Here is a 23,740-nt window from a genome sequence, read left to right as displayed (position 1 = left end):
CCGCGTCGCTTCGCTCCTTGCTTCGCCTTGGATGACGAATTCATCAGGGCCAGCCGCTAATAGCGATCGTCGATTCCACCTCACTGTCACCATCTGTCACCATTCGTACGTGTACACCGAATCCGCATTGACAGGTCGCTCTTTTCGATTTACGAGTGACGAAAGTCGAAATTCGTCACTCGTAAATTGACAGTGGATCATGTCCGAAGCCACCACCATAGTCGCCGAAGCCGCCCGACAGGAAAATGTAACGCGCATTCTCGATTGCGCCGAGCGCCTGTTCCGGCACTATGGCTACGGCAAGACCAATGTCGCCGACATCGCGCGTGAGCTCGGCATGTCGCCGGCCAACATCTATCGTTTCTTCGCCTCCAAGGTCGAAATCCACCAGGCCGTCTGCGGCCGGATGCTCGGTGCCAGCTACAAGATGGCCTACGAGATTTCGCGCCTGCCGATCAGCGCCGAGGAGCGGCTCCGGCGTTACGTGCATGCGCAATACAAGATGACGATGGAGGTCATGCTCGACGACCAGAAGGTCCACGAGATGGTCATCGTCGCCCTCGAACGGGATTGGGGTGTGATCGACAAGCATGTCGACAGCATTCACGACCTGTTTGCGGAAATCATTCGTGACGGCATCGAGGCCGGTGAGTTCAGAAAACAGGATCCGGTGATCGCGTCTCGCTGTTTCGGCGCCGCGACCGTCATCCTGTGTCATCCGCAGATGGTGGCGCAATGCCTTGCCAAGACCAACCGGGCAATGCCTGACGACCTCATCGACTATGCAATCAAGGCTTTGAAGTAGCCGCCGCCCGCCGGGCGCCGGTTCAACGATTCATCTCCATTTCGGGAGTACGCGCGTGTCTTCGTTCAGTTCAATCATCGGCAGGCTGCCGGCTGTAGGCCCGGTGCTGCTTGTCACCGCCACTCTCGGGCTTGCCGGCTGCAGCCAGGAAAAAGCCGAAGTCAAGGATATCATCCGCCCGGTCAAGGTTGTCGAGATCGCGAAGGTGCATGACACCCGCACGCTCTCCTATTCCGGGTCGGTGCGGGCCCGCACCGAGAGCGCTCTGGCGTTCCGCGTCAATGGCAAGATCACCGAGCGTCTCGTCGATATCGGCCAGCATGTGGCCTCGGGCGATGTGCTCGCCCGCATCGATCCTATTGACTATGACCTCTCGGTCAAGAGCGCGCAGGCAGCGCTCGATGCCGCCGAGCGGCAGGTCGAGACTGTGGAGCTTGCCCGCAAGCGAGCCGAGCAGCTTTTTGCCAAGAATTTTGCCCCGAAATCACAGCTCGAACAGGCGACCTTGACCTATGACCAAGCGGTCGCCACGCGTGATTCCGCCCTTTCGACACTTGCTCAGGCGAAGAACCAGGTCGGTTATACCGATCTCAAGGCCGACAGGGATGGCATCGTCACCACGGTCAGCGCCGACGTCGGCCAGGTGGTCGGTTCCGGCACGCCGGTTGTCACTGTCGCTGTCGACGGTGAAAAGGAAGTGCTGATCGCCGTCCCCGAAATGGAAATCGCCGAATTCAAGCCGGGCAAGGCCGTCAAGGCGGGTTTCTGGTCCGACGATGCGCTGGCGCTCGATGGCAAGGTCCGCGAAGTCGCCGGCAGCGCCGATCCGCAGTCACGCACCTTTGCCGTTCGCGTCAGCCTGCCCAATGATCCGCGTGTGCTGCTCGGCATGACCGCCAGCATCGAAGCCTCGGCGGCCAATGAGCGGCAGCTGGTCTCGATTCCGCTGAGCGCACTGGCCGAGCAAGGCACCCAATCGATCGTCTGGACCGTCGATCGTGGCGCCGACACCGTTCATGCCCGTCCGATCAAGGTCGCCGAATTCGCCGCCGATGGCGTGCGTGTCGCAGAGGGTTTGAACCCCGGCGATGTCGTGGTCGCCGCCGGCACGCAATTCATGACGGAAAACCTGAAGGTGAAGCTCGCCGGTGAGACGGCGCTGCAATCGGCATCCGCGGCAGACGGCGACGCCAAGCAGGTGCGCTGACGACAGACAACCGGCTGCGCGTTCCCGCAGCCGCTGGTTTCCGGGCGGCAGGCGTCCGACCGAGACGCTCGATTGATGTAACCCCCACATCGATTTCGCGTCCCACCGCGATGAGCGTTTCTCCGCTCGGAGAGCCTTGCCGCCCGGAAGCCACTACGAACCCTCGATTTTGTTGCGCTAGATAGATGGACCAGCGTCGATGACCAATCCCACGGAAGAGAAGCGGCCCTTCAACCTGTCGCGCTGGGCAATCGGCCATCCCGCCATTGCGCGGTTTCTGTTCGGCCTGATCATCATTTCCGGCGCGCTCGGCCTGATGCGCATGGGCCAGAAGGAAGATCCCGATTTCACCTTCCGGATCATGGTCGTCCAGGCGATCTGGCCGGGCTCCTCGATCAAGGAGATGGAAGACCAGGTCGTCAACAAGATCGAACGCAAGCTGCAGGAAACGCCACATCTCGATTTCGTGCGCTCCTTCACTCGCGCCGGCAGCGCCATCATCACGGTGCAGATCAAGGGCGACACCAACACCGCCGAGGTGACCGACGCCTTCTACCAGGTGCGCAAGAAGGTCGGCGATATCCAGGGCGACCTGCCGCAGGGTCTGCTCGGCCCCTATTTCAACGACGAGTTCGGCGACACCTTCATCACCTTGCATTCGATCAGCGGCGATGGCTTCAGCTATCCCGAGCTGAAGAAGTTCGCCATCCAGGCGCACGACATGCTTTTGACGACGCCCGGCGTCGAGAAGGCCGTCATCATCGGCGACCAGCCGGAAAAGCTCTATATCGACGTCTCGTCCAAGGCCCTGGCCGAACGCGGCCTGACGCTGACCGATCTGCAGAATGCGATCAAGGGACAGAACAATGTCGACCCGGCCGGCTCCGTCGATACCGGCACCAACTCGGTGCGCATCTCCGTCGAGGGCGATGTCGGCAAGGTTGAGGACATCCGGAACCTGCGCCTGCGCGCCGGCGGCCAGGTCACAAGGCTGGGCGACATCGCCACGGTGAGCTCCGGGCTGGAAGATCCGTTCCAGCGCAAATACCGCTTCAACGGTCACGACAGCGTGCAGTTGGGCGTTGTCATGGCCAAGGGCTTCAAGGTTACCGACGTCGGCAAGGATGTCGAGGCCACCTACAAGCGCTTCGAAGAGGCGCTGCCCTACGGCGTTGCGGTCGACCAGATCTCCGACCAGCCGGGCGTCGTCACCGATGCGGTGGCCGAGTTCATGCATGCGCTTGGCGAAGCGCTGCTGATCGTGCTCGTCGTCTCGTTCCTGTCGATAGGCTGGCGTTCCGGCCTGGTCATCGCCATCGCCATCCCGCTGGTGCTGGCTGCGACCTTCGCCATCATGTACGAACTCGGCATCGACCTGCAGCGCATCTCGCTCGGCGCGCTGATCATCGCGCTCGGTCTTCTGGTCGACGACGCGATGATCGTCGTCGAGATGATGGAGCGCAAGCTGGAGGAGGGGATGGTCAAGGTCGAGGCGGCGAGCTTCGCCTATTCCTCGACCGCCTTCCCGATGCTGACCGGCACGCTGATCACCACGGCCGGCTTCATTCCGGTCGGCTTCGCGGCCTCGACCGCCGGCGAATATGTCCGCACCCTGTTCTATGTCGTCGGCATCGCGCTGATCGTCTCCTGGTTCGTCGCGGTCTATTTCACGCCATGGCTCGGCAACATGATCCTCAAGCAGCGCAAGCATGCCGGCAGCCATCACGATGTCTTCGACACACGTTTCTACCGCCGGCTTCGTGCTACCGTCAGCTGGGCCGTGCGCCATCGCATCATCGTCCTGGTGATGACGCTGGTCACCTTCGGCACCAGCCTGTGGGCTTTCCAGTTCATTCCGCAGAACTTCTTCCCGCAATCGTCGCGGCCGGAAATCCTTGTCGACCTTTGGCTGCCGGAAGGCACCAGCATCAAGGAAGTCGAGGCGCAGGCCAAGGCGCTCGAAACCAAGATGATGGACGACAAGGACAAGCGTTTCATCGCCACCTATATCGGCGAAGGCGCGCCACGCTTCTTCCTGCCGCTCGACCAGCAACTGAGCAACCCCAACTTCGCCCAGCTGCTCGTCATGGCCAATGACGAACCGGCCCGCGAACGGCTGATCGTCAAGTTGCGCACCGTCCTGGCGCAAGACTTCCCGTCCATCCGCGCCAAAGTCGATCGTCTGTTCCTCGGCCCGCCGACCGGCTGGCCGGTGCAGATGCGCGTCATGGGGCCGGATCGCCAGGAGGTGCGCCGCATCGCCGACCAGGTGAAGGCGAAGTTCCGTGAGGATCCGCTGCTTGGCGCCGTGCATGATGACTGGCTGGAGCCGGTTCCGGCGATGAAGCTGGTCATCGACCAGGATCGTGCCCGCGCACTCGGCGTCACCTCGCAGCGCATCCGCCAGATGCTGCAGGCGGCGATGTCCGGCGCGCCGCTCGACGACTTCCGCGACGGCGAGGAGACGGTGTCCATCGTCGCCCGCGAGCCGGATGCCAGCCGCAGCCTCCTGTCCTCGGTCGACTCGGTCTATATCCCGACCGACTTCGGTGGCTTCGTGCCGCTGTCGCAGGTTGCCAAGGTGGTGCCGGTACTGGAGCAAGGCATCGAGTGGCGCCGCGACCGTCTGCCGACCATCAGTGTGCGGGCAACGCTGCCCGACGGCGTGCAGTCCAATGACGTCGTCACCAAACTGTACAAGGATATGCAGGTCCTGCGTGACGGATTGGCGCCCGGCTACCAGGTCGAGATCCAGGGCGGTGCGGAGGATTCGGCGGAAAGCCAGGCTTCGATCGCCGCCAAGGCGCCGATCATGCTGGCCGTCATCGTCGTGCTCCTGATGATCCAGCTGCAGAACTTCGGCAAGGCGATGCTGGTGCTGGCGACCGGTCCGCTTGGCATTATCGGTGCTGCCGCGGCACTCTTGATCAGCGGCGCGCCGTTCGGCTTCGTCGCCATTCTCGGCGTCATCGCGCTGCTCGGCATCATCATGCGCAACTCGATCATCCTGGTCGACCAGATCGACCAGGACATCGCCGCGGGCATGGACCGCTACGAGGCGATCATCGGTTCGGCCGTTCGCCGTTTCCGGCCGATCACGCTGACGGCGCTGACGGCGGTGCTGGCGCTGATCCCGATCTCGCGCGGCGTCTTCTGGGGTCCGCTCGCCTACGCCATGATGGGCGGCATCCTGGTTGCCACGGTGCTGACCATCCTGGTCCTGCCGGCCGGTTACGCCCTGTTCTTCGGCCGGGAGCCGAAGAAGCGCGGCGCGGAGGGACGGACGGACGATCTGGAACTGAGCCAGGAAGCCGAAAAGCCGCAACTGGCGCTGGCCGCCGAATAGATCGATCACGCCAGTCGAAAAGGATCGGACGCACCGAAGCGCGCCCGATCCTTGTCACTTTTACGAGGTCAGATGACGAAGAACCAGTTGGCGAGCAGCATCACCACCACGCCGGCGACCAGCGTCAGATAAGGCAGTATGCCCGCCTTTTTGACCGAGAGGTCGGCCCCTGTCATGCCGAGATCGGCCAGCATGTGGTCGGGGAACTTGCCCTTGTCCTGGATGTAGTGGCGGAAGCAGAACACCGGGATGATCAGGGCCGCCGTGATCAGGCCGGCCCACAGCGCCATCGGGTTCCACACCTTGGCGCCGGCGCCCATGAAGATCGCGTTGACATAGGCGAAGATCGCCCCGATCCCAAGCAACCAGCTCGGCGCCTTCCAGGGCCGGGCGATATGGCCGTTGTCGATGCGGTGGATCCAGCCGGCGTTGAGGTTGAGGAAGTTGAAGATGATATAGCCGCAGTTCGACACGGCGAGGATGAAGAAGAAGCTCGTCGCGTCGGCCGAGGCAATGGCCAGCACGATCAGGTTGAAACAGAGATCGGTCCACATCGCCCGCGTCGGCGCGCCATGTTCGTTGACGTGGCTGAGATAGCGCGGCAGCCAGCCGTCGACCGAGCCTTGGTAGAGCGTACGCGAAGAGCCGGCCATCGCCGTCATGATGCACAAAACCAGCGCCAGGATCATCAGCATCACCAGGAGGCTGTGGATCAGGGCGCCGCCGCCGACCATGCCTGCCAGCGCGTCGGCGACACCGGAGCCGTCGACGATCGGTGTCGCCAGCATGCCGTTGAGGCCAAGCACGCCCTGGAAGGTGAACGGCACGAGGATGAACAGCAGCATGCACAAAAGGCCGGAATAGAAGATCGCCTTGAACGTGTCGGTGCCCGGGTTCTTGAACTCCGAGGTGTAGCAGACGGCGGTCTCGAAACCGTAGGTCGACCAGGCGGCGATGAACATGCCGCCAAGCACCAGCGTCCAGCCGGCAATGTTCCAGGCGCCGGGTTCGGGCGCATAGGCGGCCGCCAGCGGCACCAGCGGCGAAAAATTCGCCCAGTTGATCTGGCCGGTGACGATCGGCACGACGCCGACGATCAGCATCGGGATGATGACCAGCAGGCCGATGTATTTCTGCACATTGGCAGTGCCCAGGATGCCGCGATGCTGGATGGCGAAGATGATCAGCATCAGCACCGCGCCGATGACGAAGGTCGCATTGAACGTGAACGAGACCGGTCCCAGCGTGTGGCTGTAAAGCGTCCAGTTGCGGATTGCCGGCGTCGCCGCCGCGGTTACCGCCGTGATGGCGTCGGCGGCACTCGTCCCGGCATGCGCCGCGATATAGGCGACGACATCCGGCGAGGCATCGGTGAACAGCGGCACCGGCGCCAGCGCGTTGAGAATGTAAGCGGCGGCGATCGAGCAGCCGAGCGACAGCACCGGCGACCAGGCGAACCAGTTGCACCACACCGAGAGCGGCGCGATGAACTTGGAATAGCGCAGCCAGGCGGTGGCGCCGTAGATCGACGCGCCGCCCGACTTGTTCGGAAACAGGCCGGCGATTTCGGCATAGGTGAAGGATTGCAGGAAGCCCATGATCATGGAGAAGATCCAGATCGCGAATGCCAGCGTGCCGGTCGTGCCGGCAATGCCGCCGATCGAAAACAGGACCAGGGCAGGCACACCGCTCGCCACCCAGAAGGCGCCGCGCCAGTCGATATTTCGGTGCAGCTTGCCTTCGGCAAGTGGCTCCAGGGCAGTCGTTATCGTGCTCATATGTCTTTGTTCCCCATTTTGATGTTCCCCGTTCGTGACGGCCGCGGCTTGGCGAGGCTTCATCATCGACGCATGCCTTGGGCGACTGCCGGTGTTTCCACTCAGTCGCATTTTTTTCTTAACAGTGAAGATTGATCCGGCGCGCTTTCACGTCAAGCGAATTGTCGCGCCGTGCACATCACGCTTGCGAAACATGTCGGCTTCACACTGTCGCGGGCGGGATTGTTCGGAAAAGGACAAGGGGTCTGGAAACGAAAAACCCGCCGGAGGCGGGTCGCGGCGCAAATCAGCACCATGGACGAATATGTAGCATAGCTGCCCTCAGCAGGTCAAGAAAAAATTCCTATCTCAGACTGCCAGCACGGCCTCACTGGCTTGGGAGAAAGGCCGTCAGGAGCGTGGTTTGGTCTTTTGCGGATCGTAGTGGGCGAAGGCGACGACGCGCGCCGGCAGCCGCTTGGCATGGCCGTCGAGCTTGCCGATCTCGACCTCGGTACCGACAGCCGAATGGGTGACATCGAGCCTGGCCAGCGCGATGGTCTTGTTCAGCACCGGAGAACGCATGCCCGACGTGACCACGCCGATCTGGGCGCGGCCGACATGCACGCAGTCGCCATGGCCGACGTCGACATTGGCGTCGATGTCGAGGCCGACCAGCTTCGTCTGCGGGTGCTCCTTGCGGCGGATCAGCGCCTCGCGGCCGATGAAATCGTCGGTCTTGCTCTTCAGTGGCACGGTGAAGCCGATGCCGGCCTCGAACGGGTCGGTCTGGTCGGAGAATTCGTAGCCGGCAAAGATCAGCCCGGCTTCGATGCGCACCATGTCCAGCGCCTGCAGCCCCATCGGCTTCAGCCCATGCGGCTGGCCGGCCTCCCAGATCGCGTCGAAGACTTTTTCGGCGTCGCGCGGATGGCACCAGATCTCGTAGCCGAGCTCGCCGGTGTAGCCGGTGCGCGAGACGACGACCGGAATCCCGTTGCCGCCACCAATGCGGGCGACGGCGAAGCGGAACCATTCGAGTTCGTCGATCGACGGCTGCAATGGCGAAGTCCAGATCACTTCTCGCAGGATGTCGCGGCTCTTCGGACCCTGCACGGCGACATTGTGCATCTGGTCGGTGGAGGAGCGCACCAGCACGTTGAGGCCGAGTTTCGTCGCCGTCTCGCGCAGCCATTCGCCGGACAGATCGTCACCGCCGACCCAGCGGAAATTGTCCTTGCCGAGCCGCAGCAGGGTGCCGTCGTCGATCATGCCGCCATACTCGTAGCACATGGCCGAATAAACGACCTGGCCGACGCCCAACTTCTTGACGTTGCGCGTCAGCGTGTATTGCAGCAGCGCCTCGGAATCCGGGCCGGTGACCTCGAACTTGCGCAGCGGCGACAGGTCCATGATCACCGCGTCCTGCCGGCAGGCCCAGTATTCGGCGATCGGCCCGTCCTTGGCGAAGGAATTGGCCAGCCAATAGCCCCTGTACTCCTGAAAGTTGCGGGTGTGCTTGGCAAAGCTCGAATGAAAAGCTGTCTCGCGGGTCATTTTCGGTTCCGAATCGGGCGTCATGCGTCTGGCGATCGCTCGCGAGAATTTGTGCTGGCCGGAATAGGTCCGCACATGGATGTCGGTCGGGTTCCAGCCATTGGCCGGCGTCGTGTCGTCGGGGCAGGCGGAGGAGACGCAGACGATGTCGGTGAGCGCGCGCAGCAACACATAGTCGCCCGCCCGCGACCACGGCTCGTCGGACACCATGACGCCATGCGCGTCGATCGCCGTGTTGAAGAAGAAGTTGATCGCCATCCAGCCCGCGCGGGGCGTGACGCCTTTGTCCAACAGCGCGCGATTAAAGTTCTCAGAGCAGTTGGTGTGGCCGGGATAGCCGATGTCGTCGTAATATTTGGCCGCGCAGGCGAGCGCGAAGGCATCGTGCCGGCCGCATGTGTCCTGCACCACCTCGACCAGCGGCTCCATGTCCTGGTCGTAGTATTTCGAATGCAGGCCAGGCATCGGGTAGCTCGCACCCATCAGCGTGCGGGTGGTCGTGACGTCGAGCGGGTGGTCTAAACCCTTGTCCAGCTTGCGGGCCGAAAAGCACTGGAAGTCGGTGCATTGGCGCCCGTCGACATCAATGATCTGCAGATAGTCGCCCGCCTTGACGAAATAGGCCTCCGCCGTCGCCGAATGAACGCGCAGGTCAAGCATCGGGTCGGCCAACGGGTCCGCCAACCGCGATTTTGCCGTCGGACGGATCGTGGCGCGGCGGACGATGGCGGTCAGCGGCGTCGCTGTGTCGTGGCCATCGACCAGCATCGGCCCGCCGGGGGCCGCAATCAGCATCGCGCCGTCGCGTGCGACGGTGAAGGCCTGCTCGGTCCCGGCCGGCGTGGCTGCGCCGAAGACGCGCACCGCCTTGGCATGGTCAAGCTGCACTTGCCGGCGCGCAAGCCCGCCTCGCAGCGACGCGAGGCTATCGTCGCTCTCGGCAAGCAGCGCCTTGATGCCGGCAGCGTTGCTGTTCGATGCTTCACCAAAAATGCCGGGATCGGTCGCGCCGGTCTTATCCCAGGCCAGAAGTTCGCAGGCCTGGCCGCCCTCGACATTGCGCACGCTGATTGTGTCGCCGGCCTCGACTTCGATCAGCACCGAGCCGTTGCCCTGGATCGTATAGCGCTCCATGCCGGACGGCAGCGCGATCTGACCGGGCCTCAGGATGAGGCTCGGCCGCGGCGGTCCGGCTGCAATTGCGGGGTAGGGCGACTGGCTCATTTCAGCCTTGCGGTTCGAGAAACAAGTTTGCCTGTGTGTAAAATTATTTTAGCAGCAAGAATAGCAGTGCGCGTGCGTTTGGCAAGGCCGAGCTGGTCTCGGTAAGCAATCGTTCAGGACTGAATTCTCGTTCGCTTTCCTCTCCGAACGTTAGCGCCGCCCCTCATCTGGCTGCCGCCATCTTCTCCCCGTAAACGGGGAGAAGGACGCTGTCCTCGTTACTTTCGCCAATCACCAGCGATGCAAAAGGCGTCGGCGTTGCGGCCAGCCTCTTTCTCCCCGTTTACGGGGAGAAATGCCCGGCAGGGCAATGAGGGGCAGCGCCGAGATCTAAAGTTCCTCGGAATGGCTGACGTCGACGCCATATTCCGCCGCGGCATCAAGCATCGTGCCCCACAGGCTTTCGGCAAAGGTCGCAAACACCAAAAGACTAAACACCGCCAGCCCATCCGCCCTGTCACTCCCGCGCCAGAGCGTGACGCTGGTGTGGTCCATCGAGGTCGCAGCGGCAGCGCCAGTCGGGAACGATGCGGCATGCAGATCGATCGACGACAGTTTCGCCAGCATGGTGCGCGCCTCGATTCCGGAAATGCTGATCAGGACCCGCGCGTGCGACTGGTCCGACAGTGAGGCAAGGCCGGACAATGCCGGCGCCAGCGTTTCCATAGAATGCTTGCCGCCCTTCGACAGGACGAAAAACTGATCCGGACCGGACCAGATCAGCGTAGCGTCCGCAGCTTGGATCGCCTTGGGCATGTCCGGTGCCGCCGCGCCGAAACGGGCCTGGGCCGCCTTTGCCAGCTCGGCCGCGTGGCCGCGCCGCGCCATCACCTGGATCAGGCCGAAATTGCGGACCTCGGTCAGCGAAACGCCAGCCTCGATGCCGCGTCCGCCATGCGCGCCGGCGACAAGCGCATGCTCGAGCGGACTGCGAGGGGCCCAGGAAAACTCAGCCACGCTGGCGCCCTCCATCCGGATCGTAGAAGACGGGATTGCAGAGTTCGACAGCATAGTCCTCGCCGCGCAATGGATCATGCGCGTGGACGATCTCGCCGATGCGCTCGCGGCCGCGTTCGACAAGCGCGAGCCCGATCCACTGATCCAACGTCGGCGAGAAGCAGACCGAGGTGACATAGCCCTGGTCGTTGCCGGGGCCGGGCGTCTGACCCTTCGGGATGATGTGCGCGCCAGAGCGCAAGCGGCGGCCCTTGTCGGTCGGCTTGATGCCGACCACGACCTGGCGATCCGGGGCGATCAGTGCCTCGCGTCCGGCCATCACGCGGCCGATGAAATCCTTCTTGGTCGACATCATTTTGCCGAGGCCAAGATCGGCGGCTGTCGTCGTGCCGCTCAGTTCCGGTCCGGCGACGTGACCCTTTTCAACGCGCATGACACCGAGCGCCTCGGTGCCGTAGGGCGTCACACCGAAGGGCGCGCCGGCCAGCATCAGATTGCGTGCCATGGCATCGCCGAAGCGTGCCGGCACGGAGATCTCGAAGGCCATTTCGCCGGAGAACGAGATGCGGAACAGCCGCGCCTTGAGTCCGCCGCGAAGGGTCACCTCGCGGGCGCCCATGAACGGAAAGCCTTCGTTCGACAGGTCTTCCGACGGGTCGACGATCTCCTGGAGCAGGTCACGAGTCTTGGGCCCGGCGATGGAGAACTGCGCCCATTGGTCGGAGGCCGAGGTCAGTTGCACATCGAGTTCGGAAAACAGCACCTGGCGGCAGAATTCGAGATGCTGCATCACCAGCCCGGCCTTGGCGGTGGTGGTGGTCAGGAAGTAATGGTCCTCGGCCAGCCGGGATGTCGTGCCATCGTCATAGACGATGCCGTCCTCGCGCAGCATCAGCCCGTAGCGGGCTTTGCCCACCGCAAGACTGGAGAAGGTGTTGATGTAGACGCGATCCAGGAAGGCGCCGGCATCGGGGCCGTGCACGTCGATCTTGCCGAGCGTCGAGACATCGCAGAAGCCGACGCCACCGCGCACCGCCTTGACCTCGCGGGTCACCGATTCCAGCCAGTCCTTCTCGCCCGCGCGGGGGTACCACTGTGCCCGCTTCCACAGACCGGTGTCGACGAAGATCGCACTTTGTTCCACGGCCCAGTGGTGCGACGGCGTCAGCCGCGTCGCATGGAACGTCTCGTCGCGATGATGGCCGGCGAAGGCGCCGATGGCGACCGGCACGTAAGGAGGCCGGTAGATCGTCGTGCCGGTCTCGGGAATGGAGCGGCCGCTCACCGCGGCCATGATGGCGAGACCGGCGACATTCGAGGTCTTGCCCTGGTCGGTCGCCATGCCGAGCGTCGTGTAGCGCTTCAGGTGCTCGACCGATTCAAAGCCTTCGCGTTGCGCCAGTTCGATGTCGGAGGCGGTGACGTCGTGCTGGTAATCGACAAAAGCCTTGCCCTTGCCGGCGACGTGCCATAGCGGCGTCAGCGAGAATGCCTCGTCGTCGGCGACAGGCGCGGCGCCCGCCGTACTAGCGTGCCCCGCGTCACGCGCCGCTGCCGCGCCGGCGGCAAATCCCTGGCTCAGGCAGGCGCCAAGCCCGAAATCGCCATTGGCGGCGCCGGCGGCGACCATGCCGGGAGGCGCGCCGTCGGGCACGAAGGCGGCAATGTCGTCACGCCATTTCGGCCGGCCGCGATGATAGGAGGTCAGCCCAACCGCCGGGTTCCAGCCGCCCGAGACGGCGAGCCCGTCGGCTTCGACTTCGGCGCGCGCGCCGCCGGTCAGCGACACCGCGATTTTCCTGACGCCATCCTTGCCGCCATCGACGCCGCTGACAGAACCGTGCAGCACCGGGAAGCCGCCCTTGGAGGCCAGCGAACGATGCGCCGGCGACACTTCGGACCGTGCATCGATGACCGCCGCGATCTGCAGACCGGCGCCGAGTGCCGTCTCGACAGTGCGCCAGCCATCCTCATTGTTGGTGAACAGCGCGAGGCGCTTGGCCGGCGTCGCCGCATAGCGTGCGACATAGGTCCGCATGGCAGAGGCCATCATCACGCCGGGCGTGTCGTTGCCGGCAAACACGATCGGCCGTTCGAGGGCGCCGGCAGCAACCACGCAGCGCTTGGCCACGATCCGCCACAGCCGCTGGCGCACCTGATGCTGAGGCGGCGAGGGCAGGTGGTCGTTGACCCTCTCGATCGCGCCATAGGTGCCGCCGTCATAGACGCCGAACAATGTCGTGCGGGTCATGATGCGGACATCGGGCATTGAGCCCAGTTCGGCCAGCGTCCGCGACAGCCATTCGGCTGCCGGCACACCATCGATCGTGCCGCCATCCGACAGCAGGCGGCCGCCGGGGACAAAATCCTCTTCGCACAGGATGACGCGGGCACCAGCGCGGCCGGCTGCCAATGCCGCGGCCAGACCGGCCGGACCTGAACCGGCGATCAGCACATCGCAATGCGCCCATGCCTTGTCGTAGTGGTCCGGATCGGCGACGCCTGCGGCGCGGCCAAGGCCGGCGGCGCGACGGATCGCCGGCTCGTAGATCGCTTCCCAGAATTTCGCCGGCCACATGAAGGTCTTGTAGTAGAAGCCGGCAACGAAGATCGGCGCGAACAGCTGGTTCACCGACATCACATCGTGGCGCAGCGACGGCCAGCGGTTCTGGCTGGCGGCCTCAAGCCCGTCATAGAGTTCGGCCGTCGTCGCCTTGGTGTTCGGCTCGCGCCGTGCGCCGGTGCGCAGCTCGAGCAGCGCGTTGGGTTCTTCCGAACCGGCGGTGAGAATGCCGCGCGGGCGATGGTATTTGAACGAGCGGCCGACCAGCTTGACGCCATTGGCGATCAGCGCCGAGGCGAGCGTATCGCCCTGGAAGCCGGAGAAAGCCTTGCCGTCGAAACGGAAGTTCAGTGGCGCCGAGCGGTCGATGAGACCGCCCGACGTGAGACGGTGGGATTGGCTGGAAGTCACGATTGCCGACCCTTCGTCGCTTCGACCTCATGCGGCAGCGTAGCGCTGCCCCTCATCGCCCTGCCGGGCACTTCTCCCCGTATAGAGACGGGGAGAAGGACGCTCTCGTCCACGATTTCGCTAATCATCAACGTTGCAGGAATAGCGGCCAGGTTGCGGCCAGGGTCCCTCTCCCCGTCTCTATACGGGGAGAGGATGCCGGCAGGCAGGTGAGGGGCGGCGCTGACTTGCACAAGAAAATTCATTTCGCGACCTGCCTCGCCCCAGCACCGGCCGCCGCCTCCACCGCCGAAATCTCGTGCGTCAGCGTGTTGCGGGTGACCTTCAGCCAGGCCCGGCAGCCGCCGCCATGGTACCAGTGTTCGCTGGTCTGTCCGGCGACATTGTCGCGCAGATAGACATAGTCGAAGACCTCGTCTTCCGAGGCGCCGGCTTCGGGCCGCACAGGCTTGGCGTCGCCGAGATAGGTGAACTCGCCGAGTTCGCGTTCGCCGCAGAAGGGACAGACAATGCGCATTTTCTTCTAAACCGCCTTCAATGCAGGTTCGGTTGGGCGCCCTGGCCCTTTTCGTCGATCATGGCGCCGGTCCGGAACCGGTCGAGGCGGAACCGTGCGGCCTCTTCGTGCGATTCATCGCGGGCCAGAAGGTGGGCAAAGACAAAGCCGGAGCCCGGCGTCGCCTTGAAGCCGCCATAGCACCAGCCGGCGTTGAGATAGAGCCCGTCGACCGGCGTCTTGTCGATGATCGGCGAGCCGTCCATCGACATGTCCATGATGCCGCCCCACTGGCGCAGCAGGCGCACGCGGCCGATCATCGGCATCAGCGCCATACCGCCCTCGCAGACGTCCTCCATGACAGGCATGTTGCCGCGCTGGGCGTAGGAATTGTAGCCGTCTATGTCGCCGCCGAACACCAGCCCGCCCTTGTCGGACTGGCTGACGTAGAAATGGCCGGCGCCGAAGGTCATGACGCCGGGGATGAGCGGCTTGATCGCCTCGGAGACGAAGGCCTGCAGCACATGGCTTTCGATGGGCAGGCGCAGGCCGGCCATCGCCGCGACGCGCGATGAACTTCCGGCAACAGCCATGCCGACCTTGCCGGCGCCGATCTTGCCGCGGGATGTCTCGACGCCGGTCACCTTGCCATTGGCGTCCCTGACGAAGCCGGTGACTTCGCAATTCTGGATGATGTCGACGCCGAGTTCGCTCGCCGCATGCGCATAGCCCCAGACCACGGCATCGTGCCGCGCCGTGCCGCCGCGTCGCTGCAACAGCCCGCCTTGTACCGGAAAGCGCGCATTGTCGAAGTTCAGGAACGGTATCATCTTCTTGACGGCAGCGAGGTCGAGCAGTTCGGCGTCGATGCCGTTGATGCGCATGGTGTTGCCGCGCCGCGCATAAGCATCGCGCTGTGCGTCGGAGTGGTAGAGGTTGATGACGCCGCGCTGGCTGACCATTGCATTGTAGTTGAGGTCCTGCTCCATCCGCTCCCACAGCTTCATCGACAATTCGTAGAAGCCGGTATTGCCGGGCAGGCCGTAATTGGAGCGGATGATGGTGGTGTTGCGGCCGGCATTGCCGGAGCCGATCCAGCCCTTTTCGAGTACGGCGACATTCTTGATGCCGTACTCGCTGGCCAGGAACCAGGCGGTGGCAAGGCCATGGCCGCCGCCGCCGATGATCACCACGTCGTAGCGATCCTTCGGCGTGGCGTCGCGCCAGGTGCGTTGCCAGTTCTTGTGGCCGGAGAGGGCAGCACGGGCGAGCGAGAAGATCGAATATTTCATCAGTTCATTCCGAGGTCGCTCGCGTCACGCTGGGTCTTCCGACGCATCGGATTCATCCGAAAACCGCTACGCACTTTTCGGTCCGATGCTCTAGATGTCCAGCGTGTGGTCGCGCTCCCATTGCGTGAAGTGCGAAGCATAGGAATTCCATTCCTGGTGCTTCAGCTTTAGGTAGGCCGACGAGAATTCCTCACCCAGCGCCGCCTTGAGCGATTTGTCCTTGTCGAACTCGCGCAACGCATCGAGCAAATTGAGCGGCAGTTTTGGCGCGCCCTTCACCGTGTGCCCATGCTGGTACATGTCGATGTCGTAGCGCTTGCCGGGATCTGCCTTCGAGCGGATGCCGTCGAGGCCGGCGGCGATGATAACCGCCTGCAGCAGATAGGGGTTGGCAGCACCATCCGGCAGCCGCAGTTCGAAGCGGCCGGGGCCGGGCACGCGCACCATGTGGGTGCGGTTGTTGCCGGTCCAGGTCACCGTGTTCGGCGCCCAGGTGGCGCCCGAAATGGTGCGCGGCGCATTGATACGCTTGTAGGAATTGACCGTCGGGTTGGTGATCGCGGCAAGCGCGGAAGCATGCTTCATGATGCCGCCGAGGAAATTCCGGCCCTTGGCCGACAGGCCAAGCTCCATCGCATTGTCGGCGAAGACGTTGGTCTTGCCCGATTTGTCCCAGACCGAGATATGGGCATGGCAGCCATTGCCGGTCAGGCCCTGGAAGGGTTTGGGCATGAACGTCGCGCGCAGGCCGTGCTTCTCGGCGATCGACTTGACCATGAATTTGAAGAACGAGTGCTTGTCGGCGGTCGCCAGCGCGTCGTCGAAGGCCCAGTTCATCTCGAATTGGCCGTTGGCATCCTCGTGGTCGTTCTGGTAGGCGCCCCAGCCGAGCGCCAGCATGTGGTCGCAGATTTCGGCGATGACGTCATAGCGGCGCATCACCGCTTGCTGGTCGTAGCAGGGCTTTGAGGCCGTGTCGTATTCGTCGGAAATCGTCTTGCCGTCGGGCGAGATCAGGAAGAATTCGGCCTCGACGCCGGTCTTGACGTGCATGCCGTCGCTGGCAGCTTCCGCGATCAGCCGATTCAGCGTGTTGCGCGGCGCCTGGTCGACCTCCTTGTCGTCCATGATGCAGTTGGCGGCGACCCAGGCGACCTCCGGCTTCCACGGCAGCTGGATGACCGAGTCCGGGTCCGGCACCGCCAGCATGTCGGGATGCGCTGGCGTCAGATCAAGCCAGGTAGCGAAACCGGCAAAGCCGGCGCCATCCTTCTGCATGTCGGCGATTGCCTGCGCCGGCACCAGCTTGGCACGCTGGCCACTGAACAGGTCAGTGTAGGAAATCATGAAATATTTGACGTTTTTCGCCCTTGCGAATTCAGCAAGATCAACTGTCACGGAAGTTCCCCATTTTTTTGTCGATTGTGGCCCCAGAGCGTGTGGGCTTCGGCCCTTCATTGATTAGAAGCCGTTCTTCCCCGGTATCCAGTTGGTGCCGGCCAGCGGTACGCCGGCCATGGCGGCTGCCTCGATCGTCAGCGCGACGAGGTCCTCGGGTTCCAGATTGTGCAGGCTGTTCTTGCCGCAGGCACGGGCGATGGTCTGCGCTTCCAGCGTCATCACCTTGAGGTAGTTCGCCAGCCGGCGTCCGGCGGCCACCGGGTCGACCCGCTTCATCAGTTCGGGGTCCTGCGTGGTGATGCCTGCGGGGTCGCGCCCCTCGTGCCAGTCGTCATAGGCGCCGGCCGTGGTGCCGAGCTCGTTATACTCCGCCTCCCAGCGCGGATCGTTGTCGCCGAGCGCGACAAGGGCAGCCGTGCCGATCGAGACCGCGTCGACGCCGAGCGCCAGCGCCTTGGCGACATCGGCGCCGTTGCGGATACCGCCGGAGACGATCAGCTGCACCTTGCGGTGCATGCCGAGATCCTGCAGCGCCTGCACCGCCGGCCTGATGCAGGCAAGCGTCGGCATACCGACATTTTCGATGAACACTTCCTGCGTTGCCGCAGTGCCGCCCTGCATGCCGTCGACGACGACGACATCGGCGCCGGCCTTCACGGCAAGCGCCGTGTCATAGTAGGGCCGCGCACCGCCGACCTTGACGTAGATCGGCTTTTCCCAGTCGGTGATTTCGCGCAATTCGAGGATCTTGATCTCGAGATCGTCGGGCCCGGTCCAGTCGGGGTGGCGCGAGGCCGAGCGCTGGTCGATGCCTTTCGGCAGCGTGCGCATTTCGGCGACGCGATCGGAGATCTTCTGGCCAAGCAGCATGCCGCCGCCACCTGGCTTGGCGCCCTGGCCGACAACGACTTCGATGGCATCGGCCCGGCGCAAATCGCGTGGATTCATGCCGTAGCGCGACGGCAGATATTGATAGACCAGCTGCTTGGAATGACCGCGCTCTTCCTCGGTCATGCCGCCATCGCCCGTCGTGGTCGAGGTGCCCGATAGGCTTGCGCCACGCCCGAGCGCCTCCTTGGCGGGCCCCGACAGCGAGCCGAAGCTCATGCCGGCGATGGTGATCGGGATCTTCAGCTCGATCGGCTTCTTGGCATGGCGTGAACCCAGCACGACTGATGTGTCGCAGCGCTCGCGGTAGCCTTCGAGCGGATAGCGCGAGATCGAGGCGCCGAGGAACAGCAGGTCGTCGAAATGCGGCAGCTTGCGCTTGGCGCCGGCGCCACGGATATCATAGATGCCGGTCGCCGCGGCGCGGCGGATTTCGGAAAGCGTATAGTCGTCGAAGGTCGCGGATTTGCGCGGCGTCGTCGGCGGGTTCCTGTAGGTCATGCTGCCTCAATACGCGTCGGCGTTGTCGATATTGAAATTGTAGAGGGTACGCGCCGAGCCGTAGCGCTTGAACTCCGCCGGCTTGACGCCGGTGACGCCGGCGCGATCGAGCAGGCCCTGCAGCAATTCCAGATGCTCGGCCCGCATCTCCTTGGCGATACAGTCGGCACCCAGGCTGTCGACCTTGCCGCGCACGAAGAGCCGCGCCTCGTAGATGGAATCGCCCAGCGCGTCGCCGGCATCACCCAGCACCACCAGATTGCCCGACTGCGCCATGAACGCCGACATGTGGCCGATATTGCCGTGCACGACGATGTCGATGCCCTTCATCGAAATGCCGCAGCGCGACGAGGCGTTGCCTTCGATGACCAGCAGGCCGCCCTTGCCGGTGGCGCCGGCATACTGGCTGGCGTCGCCTTTGATGGTGATCGAGCCCGACATCATGTTCTCGCCGACGCCAGGGCCTGCCGAGCCATGCACGGTAATGGTGCTGCCGGAATTCATGCCGCCGCAGTAATAGCCGACGCTGCCGCGCACATCGATGGCAACGGGCCGGTCGACGCCGACGGCGACCGAGTGGCTGCCTTTCGGGTTCAGCACTTCCCATGCCGTTTCGTTCGAGCCGGGCGCCAGATTGTGCAGCGCCTGGTTGAGTTCGCGCAACGACAGCTGGTCGAGATCGAAGACCCGAGGGTCGTGCGCCGCGGTCTTTGAAAGCGTGGTTGCCGGCATGAACTCAATGCTCCCAGAAATAGACGGTTGCGGGTTCGGGTTCCCAGACCCTCGCATTGTCTATGCCGGGCAGTTTGGTCAGCGCGCGATATTCCGAGCCGAAGGCGACATACTGGTCGGTTTCGGCCATCACGGCAGGCTTGCAGGCGATCGGATCGCGCACCACGCCAAAGCCGTTCTTGGTGCCGACGACGAAGGTGAAGAAGCCATCGAGGTCGGAGAGCGTGCCCTCCAGCGCCTCGCCGAGATTCTTGCCATGCGCCATCTGCGACGAGAGATAGGCGGCAGCAACCTCGGTGTCGTTTTCGGTCTCGAAGGTCATGCCTTCGCGGATCAGCTCACGGCGGACATTGTTGTGGTTCGACAGCGAGCCATTGTGCACAAGGCACTGGTCGGCGCCGGTCGAGAAAGGATGCGCGCCCATTGTCGTCACAGCCGATTCCGTCGCCATCCGGGTATGACCAATGCCATGCGTGCCGGTCATCTTGCGGACATCGAAGCGATCGACGACCGCCTCGGGCAGGCCGACTTCCTTGTAGATCTCGACAACGTCGCCGGCGCCCATGATGCGGATGTCGGGGCGCAGCGTCTGGATGGTTTCGCGCGCTTCATCGATCTTGGCGGGCGTGGTCCTGACGACCGCATGGGTGGATTTCACCGCGATCGTCACCGGCGTGCCGATGGCCTTGGCGAGCTCCGCCTCGAGGCCGCGGAAATCGCGGTCCGGCTTGGCCGACTGAATGGTGATCTTGGCCTCATTTTTGGAAGGCGCGCCATAGATGGCAATGCCGGCGCTGTCGGGACCGCGATCGCTGAGCGAGATCAGCATCTGCGACAGCATCGCGCCAAGCTGGGGCTCCAGCGACTTGTCCTTCAAAAACAGTCCGACAATTCCACACATGTCAGCCTCCCGATGTTTGTAGCTAAGAGATCGTTTGTAGCTAAGAGAGGATGTATCGAATGAGTTGCACAAATTCAATCGTATGAAAAAAATATTCCTCTTGTTACCTATGCGGCTCAATGCCGCTCTGCGCACTGTCGCCGTCTCGCCGGGCATTGTGAACCCATTTGGCGGTGCGGATGCGAGCGATCTTGTAGGCGTCGAGAATCGACAAGGCATAGATCAGGAAGCCGCCGGCGTGACGGCCGGCAAAGCTGGCATCCGACGGTGCGATCTTGGCCGTCACCCATGCCAGGATCACCATGAAGAAAAGGAACTGAAGGCCGCGCACCGGCACGCCGAGAATGACATGCCCGCTTCCCGGCAGCACGATTGCGGCACCGAGAACCAGATAGGGGTTGGTGGGTGCAGTGGTGGGAATGGTCATGCGGCCTGCCGTTCGCTTTTGTTGATGGCGTCGCGAAGCGCCGACATCGATACCAGCAGTCTTTCGATCAGTGCGGGATCGAGTGTGGCGTCGCCGAATTCGGCCTGCCGGAACACACCGTAGCGCGCCCGTTCGGCTTCGGCCAGCAGCCACACGATGCGTACCCCTTTCGGGGTGATCAGCAGTTCCTTGGCGCGCCCTTCGGAAAAAATCCCGAGGTGGCCGGCGATGGTCTCCAGTGGGAAGTAGACGCCCCTGCGATCCGTCCGCAACACGGCCTCAGCCGGAAATGCTGAGCTCTTCGGCAGCGTGTGCTCGAGATGATCGAAATTGGAGAAGGTCGTCGGCGATCCCGGCCGCATCATCATGTCGAACGTCGCTGGCACCGCGACCTCTTCGGTGATCGAAACACTGAGCCAGCGCGCCGGCAGTTTTCGCGTCGCCAGCGTATCGACGATGGTGCGCACCTGGACACGTTTGCTGTTCCAGGATCCTTCCCAGGTGATGACGCCGGCGGTGCCATCCGAAACATTGGCAGCGTCGGCGATGACTGTGCGGATGCGGCCTTGCTCAACGGCGAGCGCCATCGATGCCCTGCTGCGGCTGGCACGCGCCTGCCGGGCAAGGTGGAGAACGACAGCCAGGACAATGGCCCCGGCCAGCAGTGCTGATGTCACCTCGGACATTTTCTCATGCCAGGCCCGCCCAGGCTATGGACGGGCCTTCTCCCATCAATAACCCTGCGGCTTCGGCCACGGCATGGTGAACTGATCGCCGCGCCGCACGAATTTGTAGCGATAGAAATGGAACCACAGTGAGATCAGGAAGTAGAAGGCGACCATGGCGATCAGCTGCGAGCCGAAGCCGAGGAAGATGGCGAAGAAGGTCACCACGCACAGGCAAAACAGCACGATGGCCGGGATCGGGTGGAAGGGGTGCGTGTAGCCGCGCCGGATCGAGCCCAGCGGCCACTTCTTGCGGAACATGATGATGTTGATGCTCATGAAGGTATATTGCAGCACGCCCGACAGGATCGAGAAGGTGATCGCTTGGTTGAGGTCGGCGATGAAGGCGAAGGCCAGCGCGATCGGCAGCAGGAACAGGATCGAACGATAGGGCGTGCGATATCTCGGATGCACGGCCGAGAACCATGTCGGCAGATAGCGGTCGCGGCCGAGCGAGAACCAGGCGCGCGCCGCATCGTTGATGCAGCCATTGGCGGAGGCCATTGCAGCAAGCAGCGTGGCGACGAACAACAGGTTCTCGAGCAGCGGGCTGCCAGTCAGCTTGCCGGCGTCCCACAGCGGATAATAGGTGATGCCGAGATACTCCCATGGCATCATCGAGGCGCAGACATACCAGGTCATGGCGGCTGCGATCAAAAGCGTGATCATGCCGGCCATGGTGCCGTAAGGCAGCGAGCGGGCCGGCGAGCGCACTTCCTCGGCGGCCTGTGTGGTGCCCTCGATGCCGAGATAGTACCAGATGCCGAACTGGAAGGCGGCGATGACGCCGATCCAGCCATAGGGGAGCGCATTGCCGGGAGTGACCAACTCGTTCAGCTTCAGCACGGCGCCTTGCGTCCACGGGCTGACCGAAAAGAACAGGATGACAATCGAGATATAGGCGACTGCTGTGATGACGAAGTTGACGTTGAGCGTCATCAGCACGCCGCGATAGTTCAGCCACGCCAGCACGACGATGGTCGCGGCGATGAAGGAATTGTGGGTGAGCCCTTCGACCCCCGCCTTGGCGACGATGGTGTCGCCGAGCAGGATGGCGTCGGACACTTCGAGCATGGTGTAGGCAAAGACCAGGAACAGCGCGACGTTGAACGCCATCAGCGGTCCGACGATGTGCTTTGCCTGCGCATACTGGCCGCCGGCGGCGGCCACGGTCGATGTCACCTCGGAATCGATCATGGCGACCGAGGTGTAGAGCAATCCCACGACCCAGCAGACGATCAGCGCAGCCAGTGCGCCACCCTTGTCGGCCGAGAAATTCCAGCCGGTGAATTCGCCGACCAGGACGATGCCGACGCCGAGCGCCCAGACATGGGCCGGTCCGAGCACGCGCAGGAGTGAAACTCTGTCCCCTTGGGCAGCCGGGGCAGCCGGTTCAAGTGCGATCGTCATTGTTCAATCCTCACTCAGATCCGGTGTTTTTCGGAAGTGGCTTCCAGTTCGCCTTCGCGCGAGGAGGTCAGCACCTCTTCGGAGAAGGTCGTGTCGACCTTGAACCAGTCGTAGAGCATCCACAAAGCGAGCACGATCGAGATGCCCCAGCATGCGTAAGAGAGTGCCACCCACATGATCGTGTCCCCCGAATTAGATCGTCCTCAGAACTCTTACTTGTCGTCGAATTTTTCGTTGATGACGTCGCGATATTCGCGGTCTGATGCACGAAACAGGAAGACGAAATAACCGATCAGCACCGCCGCCATGATGATCAGCGTCGGCCAGTCGATGACATAGTGGAAGCGGTTCTGGATGATGTCGTGCGCGGTCTCGGGCGTATAGCCGAGCTTTTCCCAGATAGACGCCATGGTCGGGTTCTGGCCTAGCGCTTCCCAGGTCTTGGCGTCGAGCGCGTCGATGGATTTCGCCGCGCCGGCGAGGCCCAGCTTGAGCGGTAGCCACAGTGCCACGAAAATGGCGACGACGACGACGGCGATGTCGAAAACCTGCCCGGCCTTGCTTTGCTCCGGCGGCGTGTAGCGGGACATTTCTTCTACCCCTCAGGACTTGCGGTTGCTGAACGCGTCGGCGTTCTTGATGTCGAGCCCGTAGATGAATTCCTTGTCTTCCTTGTAGTGCTTGACCATCGCCAGGATGGCCGCCGTGTTGAAGATCAGCACGGCGCCAGCGGCGATCGCGACGACGGCCTTGATGCCGCTGTGCGGGATGTAGGGCCATGTCATGAGGAGGACGAAGAGGATCGTCGCCCACAGGCAGACGATCAGGAGCGCGGCTCCGCGCAGGTCGGAACGGTACAGCGCTTCGATGCGCTGCTGCATGTCTGACATCGGTTTCTCCCCTTTTCCGCCGTCCGGTTCCGAATCTCCCGTCCGCCGTCCTCTTTCAACAGAGTGAAATTTTTTTCATAAACTCGGTCCGAATTCCGCAATTGTCAAGCGCGATTTACGCGGGGTTAACCGTTTGCTTGGCGCAACGGATTTTGCCTGACAATGAAATTAATTGCTTATGGGTATTGCGGCGCCCGGAGGTTTGCGATCAATATTCGGCCAAAGCTCCCGCCGCTGCGCAGGGGGCAGG

Annotated in this window: 19 protein-coding genes; 3 read left to right on the top strand and 16 right to left on the bottom strand. The window is 63.2% G+C overall.

Features of this window, described 5'->3' with window-relative positions; genetic code table 11:
• The first annotated feature begins 199 nt into the window (after nucleotides 1-199).
• The 3 genes from EOA13_RS07795 to EOA13_RS07785 all read left to right on the top strand — a co-directional run bounded on the left by EOA13_RS07795 (nucleotide 200) and on the right by EOA13_RS07785 (nucleotide 5,358).
• The gene (locus EOA13_RS07795) at nucleotides 200-805 is read left to right on the top strand and encodes a TetR family transcriptional regulator (protein ID WP_127291068.1); all 606 of its coding nucleotides are present in this window, start codon (nucleotides 200-202) and stop codon (nucleotides 803-805) included.
• Nucleotides 806-860: 55 nt separating this feature from the next.
• Nucleotides 861-2,012: an efflux RND transporter periplasmic adaptor subunit gene (locus tag EOA13_RS07790; RefSeq protein ID WP_127291066.1), complete on the top strand. Its 1,152-nt coding sequence runs from the start codon at nucleotides 861-863 to the stop codon at nucleotides 2,010-2,012.
• 199 nt (nucleotides 2,013-2,211) lie between these two features.
• Nucleotides 2,212-5,358: an efflux RND transporter permease subunit gene (locus tag EOA13_RS07785; protein ID WP_127291064.1), complete on the top strand. Its 3,147-nt coding sequence runs from the start codon at nucleotides 2,212-2,214 to the stop codon at nucleotides 5,356-5,358.
• A 68-nt stretch (nucleotides 5,359-5,426) separates the two neighbouring features.
• Here EOA13_RS07785 and EOA13_RS07780 read toward each other — a convergent pair whose 3' ends face one another.
• From EOA13_RS07780 to EOA13_RS07695, 16 genes are all read right to left on the bottom strand, one after another.
• The gene (locus EOA13_RS07780; protein ID WP_127291062.1) at nucleotides 5,427-7,136 is read right to left on the bottom strand and encodes an APC family permease; all 1,710 of its coding nucleotides are present in this window, start codon (nucleotides 7,134-7,136) and stop codon (nucleotides 5,427-5,429) included.
• Between the two features lie 390 nt (nucleotides 7,137-7,526).
• The gene (locus tag EOA13_RS07775; RefSeq protein ID WP_127291060.1) at nucleotides 7,527-9,896 is read right to left on the bottom strand and encodes an aminomethyltransferase family protein; all 2,370 of its coding nucleotides are present in this window, start codon (nucleotides 9,894-9,896) and stop codon (nucleotides 7,527-7,529) included.
• 330 nt (nucleotides 9,897-10,226) lie between these two features.
• Nucleotides 10,227-10,853 (bottom strand): sarcosine oxidase subunit gamma family protein, encoded by a 627-nt coding sequence (locus EOA13_RS07765; RefSeq protein ID WP_127291058.1) that lies wholly within the window; start codon nucleotides 10,851-10,853, stop codon nucleotides 10,227-10,229.
• Entirely contained in the window at nucleotides 10,846-13,827 is a 2,982-nt protein-coding gene (locus EOA13_RS07760) for a sarcosine oxidase subunit alpha (protein WP_127291056.1), read from the bottom strand. Before EOA13_RS07760 ends, EOA13_RS07765 begins: the two co-directional genes overlap by 8 nt.
• 241 nt (nucleotides 13,828-14,068) lie before the next feature.
• On the bottom strand, nucleotides 14,069-14,344 hold the full coding sequence (locus tag EOA13_RS07750) for a sarcosine oxidase subunit delta family protein (protein ID WP_127291052.1): 276 nt from the start codon (nucleotides 14,342-14,344) through the stop codon (nucleotides 14,069-14,071).
• A gap of 17 nt (nucleotides 14,345-14,361) precedes the next feature.
• A complete protein-coding gene (locus EOA13_RS07745; protein WP_127270293.1) occupies nucleotides 14,362-15,615 on the bottom strand; it encodes a sarcosine oxidase subunit beta family protein in 1,254 nt (417 codons plus the stop codon).
• A gap of 90 nt (nucleotides 15,616-15,705) precedes the next feature.
• On the bottom strand, nucleotides 15,706-17,013 hold the full coding sequence (gene glnT, locus EOA13_RS07740) for a type III glutamate--ammonia ligase (protein ID WP_023808741.1): 1,308 nt from the start codon (nucleotides 17,011-17,013) through the stop codon (nucleotides 15,706-15,708).
• Nucleotides 17,014-17,076: 63 nt separating this feature from the next.
• Nucleotides 17,077-18,405 (bottom strand): FMN-binding glutamate synthase family protein, encoded by a 1,329-nt coding sequence (locus EOA13_RS07735; protein ID WP_127291050.1) that lies wholly within the window; start codon nucleotides 18,403-18,405, stop codon nucleotides 17,077-17,079.
• A 6-nt stretch (nucleotides 18,406-18,411) separates the two neighbouring features.
• Nucleotides 18,412-19,137, bottom strand: a complete 726-nt coding sequence (locus tag EOA13_RS07730; RefSeq protein WP_127291048.1) for a GXGXG domain-containing protein — start codon at nucleotides 19,135-19,137, stop codon at nucleotides 18,412-18,414.
• Between the two features lie 4 nt (nucleotides 19,138-19,141).
• Nucleotides 19,142-20,038: a glutamine amidotransferase family protein gene (locus EOA13_RS07725; protein ID WP_127255241.1), complete on the bottom strand. Its 897-nt coding sequence runs from the start codon at nucleotides 20,036-20,038 to the stop codon at nucleotides 19,142-19,144.
• Between the two features lie 103 nt (nucleotides 20,039-20,141).
• Nucleotides 20,142-20,465, bottom strand: coding sequence for a hypothetical protein (locus tag EOA13_RS07720; RefSeq protein WP_127291046.1), 324 nt, complete (start codon nucleotides 20,463-20,465; stop codon nucleotides 20,142-20,144).
• Entirely contained in the window at nucleotides 20,462-21,151 is a 690-nt protein-coding gene (locus EOA13_RS07715) for a hypothetical protein (protein WP_164780011.1), read from the bottom strand. Before EOA13_RS07715 ends, EOA13_RS07720 begins: the two co-directional genes overlap by 4 nt.
• Nucleotides 21,152-21,196: 45 nt before the next feature.
• Entirely contained in the window at nucleotides 21,197-22,600 is a 1,404-nt protein-coding gene (locus EOA13_RS07710) for an amino acid permease (protein ID WP_023808735.1), read from the bottom strand.
• Between the two features lie 14 nt (nucleotides 22,601-22,614).
• Nucleotides 22,615-22,776, bottom strand: coding sequence for a hypothetical protein (locus tag EOA13_RS07705; protein ID WP_013532900.1), 162 nt, complete (start codon nucleotides 22,774-22,776; stop codon nucleotides 22,615-22,617).
• Nucleotides 22,777-22,812: 36 nt separating this feature from the next.
• A complete protein-coding gene (locus EOA13_RS07700; RefSeq protein ID WP_013532899.1) occupies nucleotides 22,813-23,190 on the bottom strand; it encodes a hypothetical protein in 378 nt (125 codons plus the stop codon).
• Between the two features lie 12 nt (nucleotides 23,191-23,202).
• Complete coding sequence (locus tag EOA13_RS07695) at nucleotides 23,203-23,490, bottom strand: hypothetical protein (RefSeq protein WP_127291044.1); 288 nt, start codon at nucleotides 23,488-23,490, stop codon at nucleotides 23,203-23,205.
• Nucleotides 23,491-23,740 lie beyond the last annotated feature (250 nt).

This window comes from Mesorhizobium sp. M7A.F.Ca.US.011.01.1.1 (assembly GCF_003998295.1).
In the GTDB taxonomy this organism is placed as follows: domain Bacteria; phylum Pseudomonadota; class Alphaproteobacteria; order Rhizobiales; family Rhizobiaceae; genus Mesorhizobium.
This window is presented reverse-complemented; position numbering and strand designations above follow the sequence as displayed.